Below are 18,461 nucleotides of genomic sequence, written 5' to 3'. Positions count from 1 at the left end.
ATGGGCTCTCTAGGAAGGTTTATCAAACAATTCGGCTGGGTCAGTCTGCTATTCAGCGTTCTGATGGTTATGCTGGCCGTAATGAGTCAGATTCTGCAAAATGCATCGCAGTTCGCCGAGGTTTATTCGGTTCTGCTGTTCATCACCTGGCTCGGTGTCGGCGTATTGCTGGTGCTCTTCTTCCGCACTCTATGGAAACTCTACAAACAGCTGAAACAGAAAATTCCCGGCATCAAAGTCACTATCCGCCTGACACTGCTGGCGACTCTGTTAATGGGCATTCCGGCCATCACCATCTTCGCTTTCTCGCTGAACTTCATCCAACAGGGGATCAGCCAGTGGTTTGACGTCACCACCGAAGACGCCTTGGAAAAGGCTTCCAGTCTGGCCAGCATCACCCTCGACAATAAAACCCGAGACAGCCTCAAGCTGACGCAGTCTGTCGTCTCGCAGCAACAGATTGCACTGGAATTCAATCCGATCGCGGCAGTGGACAGCATCCGCAATCTGATCAACGCTCAGGAAGTGGCTCTGTACCAAACCAACCAGCAACTGATCGCTTTCAGCTCGCAGGACAACACCCAGATTCTGCCGAATACGCCCGGCGACAACCTTTTCCAGCAGGTGCGCAAGGAAACCCCTTACGCGGCAATCGAAAGCCAACCGGGAGCTACGCAAAAAGAACAGTTCGTGCGTGTATTCATCCCGATCACCAACAGTCTGAATGCGCAATACGCCCTGCAGGCAATCTTCCCTCTGCCGACCAACATCACCGAACTGTCGGATTCGGTTGCACTGGCGACCGAGCAGTACCGCGAACTCTCCTACCTTAAAGGGCCTTTGACTTTCAGTTTCACGCTGATCCTGTCGATGGTGGTTCTGCTAACACTGGTCACGGCGGTACTTTTCACCATCCGTGCGGTACAGAACTTTACCAGCCCGATCCGGGTTCTGGCGCGCGGAACCAAGGCCGTATCGCGTGGAGATTACACCATCCGCATGCCGGTCAAACAACAGGATGAATTCGGCGACCTGATCAACTCTTTCAACGATATGATCGCGCGCATTGCCCAGGCCCGAAACGATATCAAACTCAGTCACCAGCAGGCCGAAGTCCAGAAACTCTATCTGCAGGCCATCATTCAGAACCTTTCCAGCGGCGTCATCACGCTCGATACCCAGAAACAGATCCGAACGCTTAACAGTGCCGCTGAACGCATACTCGGCATAAAAAGCGAACACCTTCTAGAACAGAGTCTGCCGTTTCTGGCTAAGGCAAAGAATCTGGAAACGCTGCAGGACGATGAAGCCATGCATCAGCAGAGCCTGCAACTGCTGTTCGACAAGATCGTGCAACACTTTGACGATCATCAAAACCAACCCAACCTGACCTGGGCATTGCAGTTCGAATTCCAGAGCAGCGAAGGACAGAAAATTCTCATGCTACACGGCTCGCCGTTACCTTCATTGGAGAAGCAAGTCGCGGGTTATATTATCGTTATCGATGACATCACCGATCTGGTACAGGCACAGCTGCATGCCGCCTGGAGCGATGTTGCCCGCCGTCTGGCGCATGAAATTAAAAACCCTCTGACACCGATCCAGCTCTCCGCAGAGCGCCTGAATTTCAAGCTCGGCCGTCGTCTGCAGGGCGAGGACCGCGAGCTTCTGGAGCGGCTGACGCAAACCATTATCGAGCAGGTCAGCACCATGCAAACCTTGGTTCAGGCTTTCAGCGACTATGCGAACACGCCGGAAGTCGAGCTGCAAAAAACCGAACTGTGCTCGCTGATTCAAGGCATCACCGAGATGTACCAGAACCCGAACGCAAAGTGGCAAGTGACCTCGCACCTGAACAACAACTGCCCGCTGGTAATGGCCGATAAAGCCCGCCTGCGCCAGCTGTTCCACAACCTGATCAAAAATGCTCTGGAAGCAACCGAAGACCTGCCGCAGCCGCGCGTCGAAATCTCCGCAGAACAGATTGACGAAGACTCGCTGCAGATCAAGGTTTGCGATAACGGTCCCGGTATTCCCAAAGAAGCCCAGAACTGGATTTTCGAACCCTATGCCACCGACAAACCGAAAGGAACCGGGCTGGGGCTGGCGATTGTCCGCAAGATAGTTGATGAACATCATGGGCAAATCCGCGTTAAGGCTTCACCCGCCGAGGGAACCTGCTTTATAATCACCCTACCTGTTTTAGCTAGCGAGAGAACATGAAACCTGGCAAACTGCTGATCGTTGATGATGAAAAAGATATCCGCAATTTAATGCAAGAAATCTTTGCCGAGGAAGGTTATCAAGTCGCCACGGCCGCCAATGGCATCCAAGCGAAACAGGCTTGGCGTCAGAGCCTTCCCGACATTATGTTCCTTGATGTCTGGATGCCGGATGTAGACGGTATTTCGTTGCTCAAGGAGATGCAGGAAGAAGCGCTTCTGGAACACACCAAAGTGATCATGATGTCTGGCCACGGCACCATTGAAACGGCGATCGAAGCGACCCGCCTTGGCGCTTACGACTTTCTGGAAAAGCCGCTCTCTCTTGCCAAACTGATCGTCACCGCGGAACGGGCGATGGAAAATATCCGCCTGAATCAGGAAAACCGTCAGCTCAAACAGAAGTTACCGGAACAGTTTCTGCCGATCGGTAAAAGCAAGGCGATGGTCAGTCTGCGCGAAACCATCGAACGCCTGTCCAAATTCACCATGCCGGTTCTGATCGAAGGCGAGTCAGGCAGCGGCAAACACCATCTGGCGCGCGCCCTGCACAAAACCAGCAACCGCAAAGACGCGGCCATTGTCGAGCTCTCGGCCTATGACTTTAACCGCTATCTGGAGCAGATGCAGGAATCCGCTCTGATCCAGCAGTTACGTCAGGCCGATCAGGGCACTCTGGTGGTGGCCAATATCGAACAACTGAGCATTGACGCGCAAAATATTCTCACCGACCTGATCAACCATAAACAGGTTCAGGTCGGCAATGAAACCATTGATCTTGATATCCGCGTGATTGCCCTGAGCCGCGGGGATTTGGAACTTGAAGTGGAACACAAAAACTTTCGCGATGACCTTTATCAGCGCTTAAAAGTCATGCCGATCGCCATTCCTGCGCTGCGCCAGCATACGGAAGACATCCCGGAGCTACTGGATTTTTTCATCAATCATTATGTGACTCACGATGCTTTGGAATACCGCCATTTCAGTGTTCCGGCGCAAAATATTCTGCGTCAGTACGCCTGGCCTGGGAATCTTAAAGAGCTACAGAATCTGGTGCAGCGTATACTGATTCTCGGCAACGGCGAAATTTCCGACGAGGAAGTCCGTAAGTACCTCAGCGAATCCCATAACGAAAGTGCCCAGACGGCAGCGATCGATACCAGCGTCAATTTGAAAGAGGCTAAAGACCGCCTTGAAGCCGCTTATCTGTCACAACTTTTACGCGAAACAGGCGGAAATGTATCCGAAACCGCCAAACGATCCGGTATCGACCGCACCAACCTGTACCGGAAACTGAAAAACCTCGGAATCGACCCGAAAAATCCGCTTTGAAGCAGTCCGAAGTGAATATTGAGACCATAGTTAAATGAATATTGTAATTTTAGGCGCCGGCCAGGTTGGTTCCTCGCTGGCCGAAGTCTTGGCAAATGAAAACAACGATGTGACTGTGGTGGATATCGATCGACTTCACCTGCAACGTCTGCAAGACCGTCTTGATATTCGTACCGTATTCGGACATGCCTCTCACCCGGACATTCTGATGCAGGCCGGACTGGAAGACGCCGATATGCTGATCGCCGCCACCCAGAACGATGAAACCAATATCGTCGCCTGTCATCTGGCCCAGCTCATGTTCCGAGTTCCGACTAAAATCGCCCGCGTCCGCGGGCGTTCCTATCTGGAGCACCCGGAACTCTTCAACCGCACTGAAAACGAAAAAGCGATTGATATAGATCTGCTTATCAGTCCGGAAAATCTGGTTACCAACTACATTCTCCAGCTTATCGCCTACCCCGGCTCTTTGCAGGTAATCGACTTTCACGACGGGAAGCTACGTCTGGTCGCCATGCCGGCGCATGAGGACGGGTTGCTGGTCAATAAGAAAATCAATACTCTGCGAAACCACCTGCCGAATCACATTAAGACCCGTATTGTTGCGATCTACCGCAAGGATGAAATCGTCATGCCGACCGGCGACACCGTGATTCGTACCGGGGACGAAGTCTTCTTCCTTGCCGAACCGCAGCATGTTCCGGCGATCATTACCGAACTGCGCCAGCGTAAAGAGAAGCCTTCGCGCAACATTATGATCGCCGGCGGAGGGAACGTCGGTTTCCATCTTGCGCAAGCGCTGGAAAAAACCCACCAGGTCAAACTGGTCGATCACAATATGAATCAGGCCAGAGAGGTCGCGGAAAAACTCAACAATACTGTTATTATCCACGGTGACATCTCCGATAAAGACCTGTTGCTGGAAGAGAATATTGATGAAATCGATCTGTTTGTCGCCGTCACCAACAGTGACGAAGCCAATATCATTTCCGGCATGCTGGCCAAAAAACTCGGTGTACGCCGGGTAATCGCTCTGGTAAACAATCAGTCGTATGTCGAGCTGATCCAGTTGAACGGGATTGATGTCGCCATCTCCGCCGACCGGATCACCACCAGTAATCTGTTGCACCACACCCGTCAGGGGGACACCGTCAAGGCTGTCACTCTGCGACGAGGTGCCGCCGAAGCCATGGAAGTGGTCGCTCACGGCAGCGAGAATACCTCGGAAATCATCGGTAAAACCATTGCCGAAATTCCTTGGCCGAGCGACATTACCGTCGGCGCCATTATCCGCAACGATCAGGTCATTATCGCCCACCGCGATCTCGAGATCGAAGCGGAGGATCACGTTGTACTCTTCCTGACCGACCCGAACAGCACCTCTGCGGTTGCCGAACTGTTCGCAACCAGCAAACCAAGCTGGTTCAGCTGGAGTTAACCTTAGATGCACTCCAAAATCATTCTCAAGGTCATCGGCCTGCTGCTGATGATTTTCAGCTTAACGCTGGTACCGCCGGTGATTATTGCCGCCATCTACAATGACGGCGCGCTGATCGAATTCGCCTCGGTCATGGGCGGCGTCCTGCTGCTCGGCCTGCTGCTCTGGCTTCCGGTACGCGACTACAAGCACGACCTGAAGATCCGCGACGGTTTTTTCGTCGTGGTAATGTTCTGGGTGGTATTAGGGGTCGTCGGAGCCCTGCCGCTGTATATCGAACAAGAGGTCTCTCTAAGTCTCACTGACGCGATTTTCGAATCCTTTTCCGGCCTGACTACGACTGGTGCCACCGTACTGACCGGCTTGGACAGCATGCCGCAATCGATACTCTGGTATCGACAGCAGCTGCAATGGCTGGGCGGCATGGGGATTATCGTACTGGCGGTTGCCGTTCTGCCGATGCTGGGTGTCGGTGGTATGCAGCTGTATCGTGCGGAAACTCCAGGGCCGGTCAAAGATTCAAAAATCGCGCCGCGTATTTCCGAAACTGCCAAAGCATTATGGTACATCTATCTCGGATTGACCTTGGCCTGTGCGATTGCTTACTGGATTGCCGGCATGAACTGGTTCGACGCTTTCAGCCATAGTTTCTCCACCGTTGCCATCGGCGGTTTTTCGACCCACGACGCCAGTATCGGCTACTTTGACAGCTTCGAAATCGAACTGGTCGCGATCTTCTTTATGTTCTTGGCGGGAATTAATTTCGCCCTGCATTTCAGCGCTTTCCGCAACCTGAATACCAATGTCTATCTCAGCGATCCGGAATTCAAAGTCTACGCCTCCATACTGATTCTGGTTACCATCGTAGTCAGCCTGTTCCTGTACCTGCATCAGGTCTATCCGAGCTGGGAAGAAGCCTTGCGTTTCGGCCTGTTCCAGAGCGTATCCCTGGCCACGACCACCGGATTCGCCAATGCCGATTTCCCGGCATGGCCCGGGTTTCTGCCGGTTCTGCTGATTTTTGTCAGCTTTATCGGCGGTAGTGCCGGCTCGACCGCCGGAGGTATGAAAGTCATCCGCTTCCTGCTGTTGAGCAAACAGGTGATCCGCGAAATTCAGGGGTTGCTGCACCCGAATGCGATTATGCCGGTCAAACTGGGCAATAAAACCATACCGGAAAAAGTCATGATGGCGGTCTGGGGCTTCCTTGCGGTTTATGTCTTTACCTTCACCATCATTATGCTGGCGGTCATGGCGCTCGGCGTCGATCAGGTCACCGCCTTCTCTTCGGTGGCGGCGATGATGAACAACCTCGGCCCGGGCCTCGGCGAAGTCTCGGCAAACTACCAGAACCTCAGCGATCCGGTTAAATGGGTGCTGACGTTCGCCATGTTGCTGGGCCGTCTGGAAATCTTCACTCTACTGGTACTCTTTACTGCCGCTTTCTGGCGTAAATAAAGGATAAACAATGAGCAGCGTGCAACAGAAGTGGGAGCAGCGTTATGCCGACGCCGACCTTAAGACTCCGGCCAATCCGTGCTATGTCCTGCAGCAGCACAGCAAACTGCTGCCCTTCTCCGGCAAAGCTCTTGAACTGGCCTGCGGTCTGGGCGGTAACGCCCGTTTTCTGGCGCGCTGCGGCTTGAAAACCGACGCTTGGGATATCTCCGATAACGCCCTGACAGTGCTCAATAATTACGCCAGCCTAAATCACCTGCCGATTACGCCGTTAATTACCGATCTGGAGCAGATGCTGCTGCCTTATCAAAAATACGACGCGATTGTCGTCAGTCGCTACCTCGAGCGCTCAATGGCCAAACAGATTGTGCAGGCCCTTAAACCCAATGGATTGCTTTTCTACCAGAGCTTTCTCGGCCCGAAACAGGAAAATGGCCCGGGCAATGCCGATTTCTATCTGCACAGCGGAGAACTGCCGAAACTTTTTTCCGGATTGCGCTGCGAAGTCTACGGCGAGGGCTGGCTTGCATCGGAAAATTCGCTCGACCTGAACTGCAAGCAGCGTTATAGTTGGTTCGTCGGCAAAAAGATTTCATAAAACTTTTGCCATCTTATGGAGGCGTTATTGATATGGATATTCAACTGACCGACAACGCATTGGTCATTATTCTTTTTGTCGCAGTACTGTTTATTCTGATGCGCGGAGTCAAGGTCGTTCCGCAGGCGGAAAACTGGGTTATCGAACGGCTCGGAAAATACAACTGCACGCTGGAAGGCGGACTGAACTTTATTATTCCCTTTATCGATGATGTCCGCGTCAAATACAACATGCAGGAACAGACCATCGATATCCCTTCGCAAAGGGTCATTACCAAAGACAACGTTTCCATTTTCATCGACGGTATCGTCTTTATCCGCATTACCGATGCCCAAGCGGCAACCTACTCCGCGCTGGACGTTAAACATATGATCAGCCAGCTGTGCCAGACCACCCTGCGTTCCGAGATCGGTTCGCTGGAACTGGACGAAACCCTAAGTTCGCGCGACGATCTGAACGCCTCCCTGATGCAGGCGCTGAACAATGCCAGCAACGAATGGGGTCTAAAAGTCACAAGGGTCGAGGTCAGCGACATTTCCGTACCGGAAGAGGTGCAGAAAGCGATGGAACTGCAGTTGCAGGCGACGCGTGAAAGACGCGCCATCGAAACCAAAGCGCAGGCGGAAAAAAATGCAGTGATTGCCGAAGCAGAAGCCTTGAAGCAGAAGGCGTTTCTTGAAGCCGAAGCGCTTGAAAGAACCGCCGATGCCGAACGTTACCAGCAGGAACAACTCGGTATCGGTCAGCAGCTGGCGATCGAAGCCGTCAATCAGGCGATGCAGGAAAATCCTCAGGCGGCGGAATATCTGCTGGCCAAGGATCGGGTTAAAGCCTTTTCCGGATTGGCCGAATCCGATTCCAGCAACAAAATCGTCATCCCGGTGGAAACCAGCGAGTTGCTTGGTTCCATGAGCCTGATCCAACACCTGCTCAAACAGGATAAATAGGAGAGCCGTGATGTTCGAATGGATGACCGACTCCTCTCTGACTCCGTCGCTACTGATTATCGTCGGTATTCTTATGATGCTCGGCGAAGTTCTGATCGTCGGGACTTTCGTGCTTTTCTGGATCGCGCTGGCGTTTATTCTGATGGGTATCTACAGCCTGTATCAACCGCTCGACTGGCGACTGCAGCTGGTAATTATCACCGCGCTCGGCGCGCTTTTCACCTGGCTACTGAACCCTTACCTGAAAAAAAGCCAGCACCCGAATGAGGCGGACAGTTTTGCACCAGAAAACGATCACGGCTATGGCCGATTACATCTGGATAAAAACGGCGACTATTCGGTTTTCTATCGAGGAACCTACTGGCTGATTGACCCGAAAACACCTCCGGTGGACCCGCAGAACGGTTCGGAAGTAATTATTCTTGAGGTGAAGGGGAATTACGTCAAAATCGGCTCGACAGAGCAACAAGACGCTTAAAAGAGCGGCAATCCGACGAGTTACCGCTTGCGATAGATATTCGGCGCGCCTTCCGGCTGGCCGCGAAAGCGGCGGTAGGTCCAAAGATATTGCTCCGGCGCCAGACGGATACAGGTTTCGATCCCCTGATTCAACGCACTGGCGGCGGCAAGCGGATCTTCGGCCGCCAACGCCTGACGATCCGCCGGCAAGATATGCAAAACAAAACCGCTCTGTGGATGACGCAGCGCGATCAGATACAGACACTCCGCCTCGCTTTTCTGCAGCAACTTGCTGACCAGCGTCATGGTACGTGCCGGCACCCCCATAAAAGGCGCATGCACGCCGTTCTTCCCGGCGTCCTGATCCGGCAAGATCGCCGACAGCTGATTCTCTTTCAAAGCCTTGATAATCTGACGAATACCGCGTAAATCGGTTGGCACCAGCGTCGCCCCGAAACGGGTTCTCGCTGCGCGCATACTTTTTTCCAGCCCTTGCAGATTCGGTGGGCGGTACATAATCGTAGAAGGATAGTTCATGGAAATATAACTTCCGGCAACCTCCCAATTACCGATGTGCGGACCAAGCAACAGAACGCCCTTGCCCTTTGCATAGGCAGCATCCAAAAGCTCCTGCCCCTTTACCTCTCTGACCGAGTTTTCAACTTTCTCTTTCGGCCAGCGCCACATGGCACCAAGTTCCAGTATCGACTGAGCGTTGTGCTGCAGAGTCGCTTTGAGAAGTTTCTTGTGTTCCTGTTCAGATAACTGCGGATAGACGGCGCGCAGATTACACTGCGCCAGAAAACGCGCATGACTCGGCAGCCAGTAGAAGAGCGTGCCCATTCCTTTCCCCAGCAGGCGGATTGCCGACAGCGGCAACAGCGACAGAATTTGGATCAACGCGACCACGATCCAACTGGCAACCCGGTGGACTGAGCGCTTTAAAAAAGAGCGTTTTTTCGGCTTAGAATTCATTACTGCCTCGATATTCGGCTATTTCAGCTGTGCTGCGCCTTCGTGGTTGTCGTCGGCGATCAGCGGTTGCATAGCGGTCCAGAGATTGGCATACAGATGTTTGTTCTTCTTTTCCTGCTCCAGCAGAAGCGCTTTGGTTTCGGCGCGCGCCTGCGGCTTGGCATAACAGGCCGGACAGTTATCCGGAATCACCGGCAGATTGGCGGACTCGGCGAAATCGCGCGTCTGATTCTCACGCACTCTGACCAGAGGACGAATAATGCGGATATCGCCTTCGTCGTTCAGATAGTGTGCTTTCATAGTACGCAGTTGACCGGCATTGAACGCCGACATGATAAAGCTCTCCGCCAGATCGTCGAGATGCTGCGCCAACGCCAATACGTTGTAGCCTTCGCGACGGCAAACGGTATACAGCTTGCCGCGTTTCTGACGCGCGCAGAAGCTGCAGAAAGAGTCGCCTTTCATGTGCGCATCGGCAAGAGCGACCAGATCTTCCGACTCGTAGAAATAGGGAACACCCAGCTTAGCGACCCACTCTTTCAGTGGCGAAGGATCGAAGCCGGGAATTTCCGGGTCTATGGTGCAGGCTGCAAGCTCGAATTTGACCGGAGCATGCCGCTGTAGATGCTTCAGAATAACCAACAGAGCCAGAGAATCCTTTCCTCCGGAGAGACCCAGAAGCACTCGGTCGCCGTCGCGCAGCATCTTGTACTGCGCCATGGCACGCCCGACCAGTTTCATTATCGATTTCGGCGGGATAATCCAATCCTTGGTTCGCTCTTTCTTGGTCAATTTAGGTTGAGTAGTCGATTCCGCTTCGCTCATGGCTCTGTAATTTGCTTGCTGTAAAAATTTAGCGCCTATTTTACAATAATCGACACTCGCCAAATCTAAATTCTTACCCGGGAATGCTTCATGCCAAAGACCTTATCGCTTTTTATCCACGCCGGCATCGTGCTTTTATTCAGCCTGTTCGCAGCGACAAGTCGCGCCGCCGCGCTTCCGCCGCTGCCGATCGACGCCGACAATCTGAGCGGAATGGTCGAATTCGACGACTATCTGGCGCTGGTCACCGACGAAGGCAGTCGTCTGGCGATATTGAAACGGCATGGCGCCAACTGGCAATTACAGCAAACGTCTTCTCTGGACAATGGTTCGGTCGAATTGGACCTGGAAGCACTCGCCTATCAAGCGCCATTTCTGTACGCGCTCGGATCGCACAGCGCCAAGCGCAAGAAATTAAAGACCGACAAAAACCAGAAACAAAACCTGAAACGGCTGGCACAAACCAGTCCTGAAATGGAACGGCAACGCTTGTTCCGACTTAAGCTAAACCAAAATGCAGACATAACGAAAATACAGAGTCTTTCGTTGCAGCAGATTATTGCCGAGCAGAAAATCGTCGCGCCTTTTATCTCGATTCCCAGTAAAGAGAACGGAATCGATCTTGAAGCGCTGGCCGTCGACGCCAAAGGCCGTCTGCTAGTCGGTTTTCGCGGCCCGGTATTACGCGGCAACTGGGTGCCGGTTCTAAGACTGAAACTGCGATCCGGAAACCACTTCGCCGTTAAAAAATCCAAATGGTTATGGCTGAATCTGGACGGTCGCGGCCTGCGAGGCATGAGCCCGATCAAACGCACAGATGGCGCTCATCAAGGACAACTTCTGCTGGCCGGAGCGGTTGGCGATCAGGCGCTCTCCTATGCCGTCTATTACTGGGATGAAAGCAATCAACTGAGTGGAAAGGATCGCAATGCACAAGGCTTGCGTCTGTTGTGCGAAATCGATAGCCCTCAAGGTAAACCGGAAGGCATTCAGTTCAAACGTCTTAACCAAGGAAGCGTTGAATTTCAGATTCTGGAAGACGGCGTCAAAGGCGGCAACCTGCATTCACAGACGTGCCGTTTTTAAAATCAGGACGCCGTCCACACCCAAAAACAACTTATTCGCTATAAATTTTTTTAAGCGCTAATGGCGACAAGAGTTGTTAGAATCATCAACCTAACAAACGTTAGTTAGATTTAATTTCGACTCAAAACCCACCAAGGAGCGCTTATGCTTTTTCGCCCTATTACCACCGCTATACTGGCAACCTTGACCTGCGGCATCAGCTTTCAGGTTCAGGCTTCTTCCGATGATCCTTTTGTACAGGGATTTGCCGCCTACGCCAAAGAAAACGGCGCTTTAAGCGGAAGTCTCGAAGCTTACATGAAAGATGTGCAGAGTGCGGAACGCAAAGCCGGTTATATCGGAAAGAAACTGACACTCCCTGCACCTCAGAAAGTGACCGATGGAGCCTATACCGTGGTCGGCAGTCTGATCTGGCACACACCGGAAAACTTCGGTTTGAACAACAACCTGTCATGGGTCGAGTTTGAAGACGGCGTTTTCGTTTTCAATGCCGGACCAAACCCCGCCGTTGCATACAGTTTCCACCAGCAGATCAAACAACACACCGATAAACCGGTGAAATGGATCGCGGTAGAAAACTCTCAGGGCCACGCCTATCTGGGTGCCAGCTACTGGGTGAACATCGGCGTCAAAAACCTTTATTCGCACAGCCGCGCCAATCAGGACTTCAACAACGGCTTTAAAGAGATCAAAGCCAGCTGGGCGCGACGCGTCGGCGAGGACATCACCCACTCGGCGCGCAATGTCAGTGACAAGTTCACCGAATTTGACGACAAGCTGGTAATCGATGTCGGCGGCGGCGAAACGGTCGAGCTTCTTAATTTCGGACCAGGACATACTCCGGGATCGACACTCGCCTATATCCCAAGCCGTAATCTGCTGTATACCGGTGACGTTGCCTATAACAAGCGTTCTCTGGCCCTGTTCTCCTACACCCATACCGGACACTGGGTTGACACTTTCAAAGCGATGAAAGCCGCTATGCCGGAAGATGTCATTGTCGTTCCGGGACACGGCGCTCCGACCGATATGGCGAAAATCAGCGAAGACACTCTGGGCTATCTTGAGTTTCTGCGCAATGCCGTCAAGCAGAAGATTGCCGCAGGTGGCAAGGAAGAAGATATGCCTTCAATCGACCAGTCTGCCTATAAAGACCGTCCGGTGTACCAGCAAACGCATCAGCACAATGCGGTTCACGTCTATAAAGAGCTCACCGGGGGCGACTTAGGACAAAGTTTCGAGTAAGATTTACCCATAAGAATAAATTCGAAACAAAGGGCTTTAATTGATGCAGACTTATGACCGTATACTGGCGCATTCCGCGGAACTTTTCTCTGAAAAAGGGTTCGAGGCCGTCTCGATGCGGGATATCGCCAAAGCCTGCGGAATTAAAGCCCCTTCGCTATACAACCATTTCAAAGATAAACAGAGTCTTTATCAGGCTACTTTGAAATCGGTTTTCGATCAGCACAACGAACAGCTGATTGCGGTATTGGTCGGCGAACAGAGCGCCGAAGAAAAGCTTGAAGAAGTGATTCGTCTGAGCGCCTGTAAAATGGCCGAAGACACCATTTTCCGCCAGCTAATTCTTCGCGAGCTATTACAAAACGACCCTCAGAAGCTGCAGTTTCTTGCGGAAACCGTGATGGCCGAAAGCTGTAAACAACTGGAAAAGATTCTCCGGCAAATCAACCCGGACAGCGATCTGCACTTTACCATCACCACCCTTCTCGGCATGACGCTGTTCCATTTCCAGATCGGCAATATGCGCGATTTCCTTCCCGGCTCTCAGTCCAAACACCATCAGACCGATTATCTGGCGGAACAGATTTTTAAAACCACTTTAAAAAGCTTGAAGGCTTAAACCCTCATTCGCCCATTCTACTGAATAGTTCCGTCTGCCAGCCGCAGTGGTCGCTTCAACGTCACCTCTCTTAATGAGAAGCTCTGCATCTTATTCTGCACGCTGGAAACCTGTTCGATGATTTCCGTTGAGGTCGAGGTCACCTGCTTCACCAGTTCGGCATTGGCAAAAGTGACATTTTCAATCTTCTGCAGTGCTTCATTAACTTCGACAATCGAATGATTCTGATCTTTGATCGATGATTTCATCTGCATGGCTTGCTCGGCGATCTTCTCGATATGATCGACATTATTACTGAATACCGAACGCGTCTGCTCGGACAGTTTCAAACCGCGTTCCACCCGTTGCAATGTCTGTTCGGTTACCTGGCGGATCTGTTGCGAAGCTTCCGCTGAACGCTGCGCCAGACTACGCACCTCCTGGGCAACCACGGCAAAACCGCGTCCCATTTCTCCGGCTCTGGCGGCTTCGACGGCGGCATTCAGCGCGAGCAGATTGGTCTGGAAAGAGATGCTGTCGATGGTATCGGTCATGCCGGCAATCTCCTGACTCGCCAGTTCGATCTGCTGCATGGCATCGACCATCTCTTCGACAGTATTAACTCCGGAAGAGGTCTGCTGTTTAACATTCGCTGTCGCTTCGGCCACCTCGGAAGACTGGACAAAACTGCCCTCCAGAAAGGTCACCATCGCCCCCATACGCTGGGATGTCTTCTGAATCAGATCGGACTGACTTTCGACCCGCTGATTCAATTCCTGATTACCGTCGCTGATTTCGCGCACGCCGACTTCGGCCAGATGCGACGACACTTTAATTTCATCCAGCATCTGGCTGACTTTTTCCGCCATGGAAACCATATGCTCTTTAAGTTCACGCAGTTTGCCCTGATACTGTCCCGGAATCTCGTAGGAGAAATCCCCCTCACTGAACGCCTGCAGTGCCGCAACCTTATTGAAAATCGCCTGTTCCAGATTATGCAGCGCATCGTTCAAATGACTTTTCAGATAGCCTAGATCGCCCGGCATCTGATGTTCGATGCGCAGAGAAAAGTCCCCCCGCTCCATCGCCAGGGAAATACGCCGCACTTCGTCAATCGCCTGCTTCTGTTCGAAAATCGCTTTCTGCAAGCCGCTCATAACCGACTGATACTGACCTTTGTAATCTTTCAACGCAATCTGATGGTTTAAGTTCCCGTTGGCCAGAGACTGACTGACCTCTTCGAGCCCGTTCAAGGTCTGCTTAACCTGCCCGATACTGGCATTGAAATGGTCGGCCATTTTTTTCAGATCTCCCTGATAGTTATCAGCGAGCGAAATATCCAGATCGCCGCGTGCAAGCGACTGGCTGCTGACAATCACCTCCTGCATGGCCCCGGAAAAGCTTTTTAACAGTGCCTCGATCGACTGCTCCATATCGGTCAGTTCATTACGGCCTTGCGCAGTCTGCCAGGCGTCAAAGTCCATTCGACGGGTAATATGGTTAACCTGTCGCTTCATGCGATTCAAAGGTCGGGTAATCGAACGGATAAACAGCATATTGACCAGCACCATAGTCAAGAGACCGCCAAGGGCAACCCAGACCATCTGCTCGATACGCTCGGCAGAAAGGATTTCAACTTCCTGCAAGGCATCAACCCGCTGCTGTTTGTAGAAATTCAACAGTCGGTCAAAATGTTCCTGCGCAGAATAGACCAGTTTTGAGATGGTTCGGTCATTCTCCCGAGCCGTTCGCAGACCGTCGCGGATATCCTGCATGCTTTCGATAAAGCCGTCGCGCGAATCATTCACGCCTTCGAATGTTTCCTGCACCAGGAAGTTACCGCTCAACGCCTCGTTAAGCGAGGCGAGATCCTGTTTCGCACTTTCACCCAATCCCTTCTCTTCGAACTGGTCAAGAAAGGCAAAATCGCCGGAGACCATCAGTTGCGCCGCCAGACGTTTGGAGATCCGCAACTTCTCCTGCAGACTTGAGATATTCTGCTGCAAGGCCGGTTCTTCAGTCACAGTGTCACTGCTCAGCAGAGTCTGCAACTTCTCTTCAATTGACTCCGAGCTGCTTTCGATACCGTATTGATAGGTGTTTTCAATATCTTTTTTCAGAAACAGGTAACTCTGCGTCGCTTTCTGCAGATTGATCAGAACGCGGTTGATCGCCAATAAATCTTCAGCCTGCTCTGCAACCTCGGGTGTTTGAACTCCGACCTGATCCGCAGCCATTTGCAAATAACCATTGCCGTTATCTTCGACCTCCACACCCAGCCTCGCAAAAAATTCAAGCAGCAGACTCTGCTGAGCATCCAAAGCCTGGGCAAATTTTATCTGCCCTTCGTCGGAGCGGGTCAGCAGAAGGCGCATCATTTCATCCACCAGCGCACGGAAACCGTCATGAAAATTTTCGATCGGCGCGATCTTCTGCGTTTCCTGCTGCAGAATGCTGCTGGAAGAAGCCTGCGCTTTCCACAAACCGCTTAAACCGCCCCAAGCGATCGCAAAAGTAATCACTACCGCAATCGACAAATTGAGCCACAGTCGTTTCACAATCGATAAATTTTTCACTTCGCATGCCCCCGAGAATAAACCCGTTAATCTGTAAGTATTTTTAATCGGGGGAATGGTAGCGGCCGTAACAGAAGCCAATATGAAACTTAAATGACAGTTTGTTAATGGCCCTATGCCCGGCTGAATAGAGGGAAATTAGACACTTTCCAGTATCGACGCCCTTTAAAAAAACCAACGCCGTCTTTAGATTATTGTTCGCAATGACACTTGCGTTTCAGCTCATTAACTCACAAAAATGATTTGGTGGTGTATATGCGAAAAAACTTGCCTTTAATGTTTGCCGCTCTGGCAGTCACAACCGGCTTAAACCTGCCGAGTCTGGCCTCGGCCTCTCAGGAAAGCGGTTCCTATAATGATCCGTATACAGCCGGATTCGAAAACTATGCCAAAGAAAACCCGGCGCTCGCAGCAGGTATTCGCGCCTATATTCAAGACCTTAAACAGGCGGAACAGCGCAAACCTGAATTGAAGGAAACGCCTAAAGAACTCGGGCACGGACAGCAGTAGGCGGTTAGTCAGCGTTGCACTGCGGACAATAAAAAACGGCGCTTAATAAGCGCCGTTTTTGTATATGAAAGAGAGCTGTTCAGCTTAGGCAAGTAGCGCCGGCAAGTTTTTATAAAGAATAAACAGCCCCATCAACAGCATAAAGATCGCGAAGCCTTTCTTGAGCGCATCTTGATCGATTCTGGAGCTGATCTTGTGCCCCAGCCAGCCGCCAACAATACCGATCGCCGAGAAGATACCGATAATAGACCAGTCCAGAGTCAGATCCAGCGCCTTGAGTACCGACAGATATTCGGCAAAGCCGGCAAACGACTTAACCGCAATAATTACCAGACTGGTTCCGACCGCCAGACGCATCGACAAACCACCCAGAAGCACCAGCGCAGGGATAATCAGGAATCCGCCGCCGACACCTACCAGCCCGGTCACACCGCCGACGATAAAACCGTCGATGGCAATCTTATAAAAAGCGCGCGGTTCATGCTCCCCGTCCTGAAGCTTCATCGGCTTGTACATAAAATAGGCGGCAATCAGTAAAAGAACGGTGAAGATCAGCATCTGAATTGCGTCCGAGACAAAATGCGCGCTCCAGGCACCGGCTACGGCACCGGCCATTCCCGGAACCCCGAAGAGAACCACAGTTTTCCACTGAACCAGCTTTTGGTGGGCATAGGGTATTGCTGAAAAGACACTGATAATACCGACAATCATCAATGATCCGGCTATCGCCACTTTCGTCTCCTGACCGACTACATAGGTCAGAACCGGAACGGTTAAGATCGATCCGCCGGAGCCTAGCAGCCCGAGCGTAATCCCGATAAACAGTGCGCCAATCCAGGCAAATACCATAGGATTCTCCTAAAAATTACTAATCGCTAATATACGAAAAAAACTGGCCCCATTTTACACAAGCCCAACCCGCAAAATATGACGAAAGTATGATCGTCAGCCAAAGCCAAAAGCTTGAACGGTGCGGGATCAGGAACGACGGGTCAGAAAAACGCCGCTTTCAATATGATGCGTGTAAGGAAACTGATCGAACAACGCTGTCTGCTGAATCTCGTGCGTCTGCGTCAGAACTTCCAAATCTCTGGCCAGAGTTTCCGGGTTGCAGGAAATATAGATAATCCGCTCGTAGTCGCAGACCATCTTGCGGGTCAGGTCATCCAGACCGGAGCGCGGCGGATCGACGAAGATCGTACTGAAATCATAGGATTGCAGGTCGATACCTTTGAGACGGTTGAATTCGCGCCCGCCGAAAGCCTCGGTGACCTCTTCGGCCGCCATCTTGATAATCTGCAGATTTTCGACCTGATTGGCCGCAATGTTCACCTGCGCCGAGGCGACCGAAGTTTTGGAAATCTCCGTCGCCAGCACCTTGCGGTAACAATCGGCCAAAGCGATCGAGAAGTTGCCGTTACCGCAGTACAGTTCGATCAGATCCCCGTCCGACTGGCCGGAAACGGAACGCGCCCAGTGCAGCATATGCTGCGCGACATAAGGGTTCGGCTGGGTAAAGCTGTTTTCGATCTGCTGGTAGTGATACGGCTTCCCGTCCACCTCCAGGGTTTCGGTGACAAAATCGGCATCGAGCAGAATTTTCTGCTTGCGGGCGCGCCCGATAATATGCGTGATCGGCAGCTGTTTGCGAAGACTGTCCGCCGCCTGCAACCAGGCCTCATCGCCTTCAATCTGACGGCGGTAGATCAAAGTGACCAGCATCTCGCCGCTCAGCGTTGCCAGAAAATCGACCTGAAACAGTTTTGTGCGCAATACCGGCTCGCTTTTGATCGCCTCCATCAGGGGCGCCATCAGATCGGCAATCGGCTCGATCGCCATCGGACATTGGTCTATGCGGACTTTCTGCTTGGTTTCCTGATCGAACATAATATAGAAAGTATCGTCATCTTCATGCCAGACACGAAATTCGGCGCGGGCGCGGTAATGCGCACTCGGCGATTCAAACACCTGCAGATTCGGGGTCTGCGGCAGTAAAGACTGCAAACGTTCTACCTTGTCAGCAAGCTGCTGTTGGTAGGTTTCAGGAAAAACTTGGCACAACATAGTCAATTCAATCTAATTACGCCCGGCACAGACGTCCCGGCTTGATGGCAAACAAAACCGTTATTATAGCAACTCCTGTAGGCCATACCCGAAGAGCGTAACAAAAAACCGCTTGCCCGCGACACCGC

General features: G+C 52.0%; 16 protein-coding genes. 11 read left to right on the top strand and 5 right to left on the bottom strand.

All coding sequences use genetic code 11. The features are described 5' to 3' along the window. The 7 genes from J3999_RS09480 to J3999_RS09450 are packed head-to-tail and all read left to right on the top strand — an operon-like array spanning position 1 to position 8,473. Positions 1–2,223, top strand: a complete 2,223-nt coding sequence (locus tag J3999_RS09480) for an ATP-binding protein (protein ID WP_208127655.1) — start codon at positions 1–3, stop codon at positions 2,221–2,223. Next, positions 2,220–3,554, top strand: a complete 1,335-nt coding sequence (locus J3999_RS09475; protein ID WP_208127654.1) for a sigma-54 dependent transcriptional regulator — start codon at positions 2,220–2,222, stop codon at positions 3,552–3,554. The genes J3999_RS09480 and J3999_RS09475 overlap by 4 nt, the downstream gene beginning before the upstream one ends. A 34-nt stretch (positions 3,555–3,588) precedes the next feature. Then, positions 3,589–4,992, top strand: coding sequence for a Trk system potassium transporter TrkA (gene trkA, locus J3999_RS09470; RefSeq protein WP_208127653.1), 1,404 nt, complete (start codon positions 3,589–3,591; stop codon positions 4,990–4,992). 6 nt (positions 4,993–4,998) lie between these two features. Next, positions 4,999–6,450: a TrkH family potassium uptake protein gene (locus J3999_RS09465; RefSeq protein ID WP_208127652.1), complete on the top strand. Its 1,452-nt coding sequence runs from the start codon at positions 4,999–5,001 to the stop codon at positions 6,448–6,450. 10 nt (positions 6,451–6,460) lie between these two features. Next, positions 6,461–7,048, top strand: coding sequence for a bifunctional 2-polyprenyl-6-hydroxyphenol methylase/3-demethylubiquinol 3-O-methyltransferase UbiG (locus J3999_RS09460; RefSeq protein WP_208127651.1), 588 nt, complete (start codon positions 6,461–6,463; stop codon positions 7,046–7,048). Between the two features lie 32 nt (positions 7,049–7,080). Further along, entirely contained in the window at positions 7,081–7,995 is a 915-nt protein-coding gene (locus J3999_RS09455; RefSeq protein WP_208127650.1) for an SPFH domain-containing protein, read from the top strand. Positions 7,996–8,005: 10 nt separating this feature from the next. Then, positions 8,006–8,473: an NfeD family protein gene (locus tag J3999_RS09450; RefSeq protein ID WP_208127649.1), complete on the top strand. Its 468-nt coding sequence runs from the start codon at positions 8,006–8,008 to the stop codon at positions 8,471–8,473. A gap of 20 nt (positions 8,474–8,493) precedes the next feature. Here J3999_RS09450 and J3999_RS09445 read toward each other — a convergent pair whose 3' ends face one another. Next, positions 8,494–9,429 carry a lysophospholipid acyltransferase family protein gene (locus J3999_RS09445; RefSeq protein ID WP_208127648.1) on the bottom strand — a complete coding sequence of 312 codons (936 nt, stop codon included), beginning with the start codon at positions 9,427–9,429 and terminating at the stop codon, positions 8,494–8,496. An 18-nt stretch (positions 9,430–9,447) separates the two neighbouring features. Next, entirely contained in the window at positions 9,448–10,254 is an 807-nt protein-coding gene (locus tag J3999_RS09440; RefSeq protein ID WP_208127647.1) for an ATP-binding protein, read from the bottom strand. Between the two features lie 90 nt (positions 10,255–10,344). Here J3999_RS09440 and J3999_RS09435 point away from each other — a divergent pair, with 90 nt between their 5' ends. From J3999_RS09435 to J3999_RS09425, 3 genes are all read left to right on the top strand, one after another. Then, positions 10,345–11,340, top strand: a complete 996-nt coding sequence (locus J3999_RS09435; protein WP_208127646.1) for a DUF3616 domain-containing protein — start codon at positions 10,345–10,347, stop codon at positions 11,338–11,340. Positions 11,341–11,484: 144 nt separating this feature from the next. Beyond that, positions 11,485–12,585, top strand: coding sequence for an MBL fold metallo-hydrolase (locus J3999_RS09430; RefSeq protein WP_208127645.1), 1,101 nt, complete (start codon positions 11,485–11,487; stop codon positions 12,583–12,585). A gap of 43 nt (positions 12,586–12,628) precedes the next feature. Then, positions 12,629–13,204, top strand: coding sequence for a TetR/AcrR family transcriptional regulator (locus tag J3999_RS09425; RefSeq protein ID WP_208127644.1), 576 nt, complete (start codon positions 12,629–12,631; stop codon positions 13,202–13,204). Between the two features lie 17 nt (positions 13,205–13,221). Here the strand turns inward: J3999_RS09425 and J3999_RS12055 are convergent, their stop codons facing one another. Further along, on the bottom strand, positions 13,222–15,759 hold the full coding sequence (locus J3999_RS12055) for a methyl-accepting chemotaxis protein (protein WP_208127643.1): 2,538 nt from the start codon (positions 15,757–15,759) through the stop codon (positions 13,222–13,224). Positions 15,760–16,014: 255 nt separating this feature from the next. Between J3999_RS12055 and J3999_RS09415 the strand changes: the two genes are divergently transcribed. Continuing rightward, on the top strand, positions 16,015–16,269 hold the full coding sequence (locus J3999_RS09415) for a hypothetical protein (RefSeq protein WP_208127642.1): 255 nt from the start codon (positions 16,015–16,017) through the stop codon (positions 16,267–16,269). A gap of 84 nt (positions 16,270–16,353) precedes the next feature. Here the strand turns inward: J3999_RS09415 and J3999_RS09410 are convergent, their stop codons facing one another. Continuing rightward, positions 16,354–17,118: a sulfite exporter TauE/SafE family protein gene (locus J3999_RS09410; protein ID WP_208127641.1), complete on the bottom strand. Its 765-nt coding sequence runs from the start codon at positions 17,116–17,118 to the stop codon at positions 16,354–16,356. 129 nt (positions 17,119–17,247) lie between these two features. Then, complete coding sequence (trmA, locus tag J3999_RS09405) at positions 17,248–18,333, bottom strand: tRNA (uridine(54)-C5)-methyltransferase TrmA (protein ID WP_208127640.1); 1,086 nt, start codon at positions 18,331–18,333, stop codon at positions 17,248–17,250. Between the last annotated feature and the right edge of the window lie 128 nt (positions 18,334–18,461).

Origin of the sequence: Thiomicrorhabdus sp. 6S3-12, assembly GCF_017571475.1 — a bacterium.
GTDB lineage: Bacteria > Pseudomonadota > Gammaproteobacteria > Thiomicrospirales > Thiomicrospiraceae > Thiomicrorhabdus.
The sequence above is the reverse complement of the archived record's forward strand: the minus strand, read 5'-3'. Positions and strand labels throughout refer to the sequence as shown.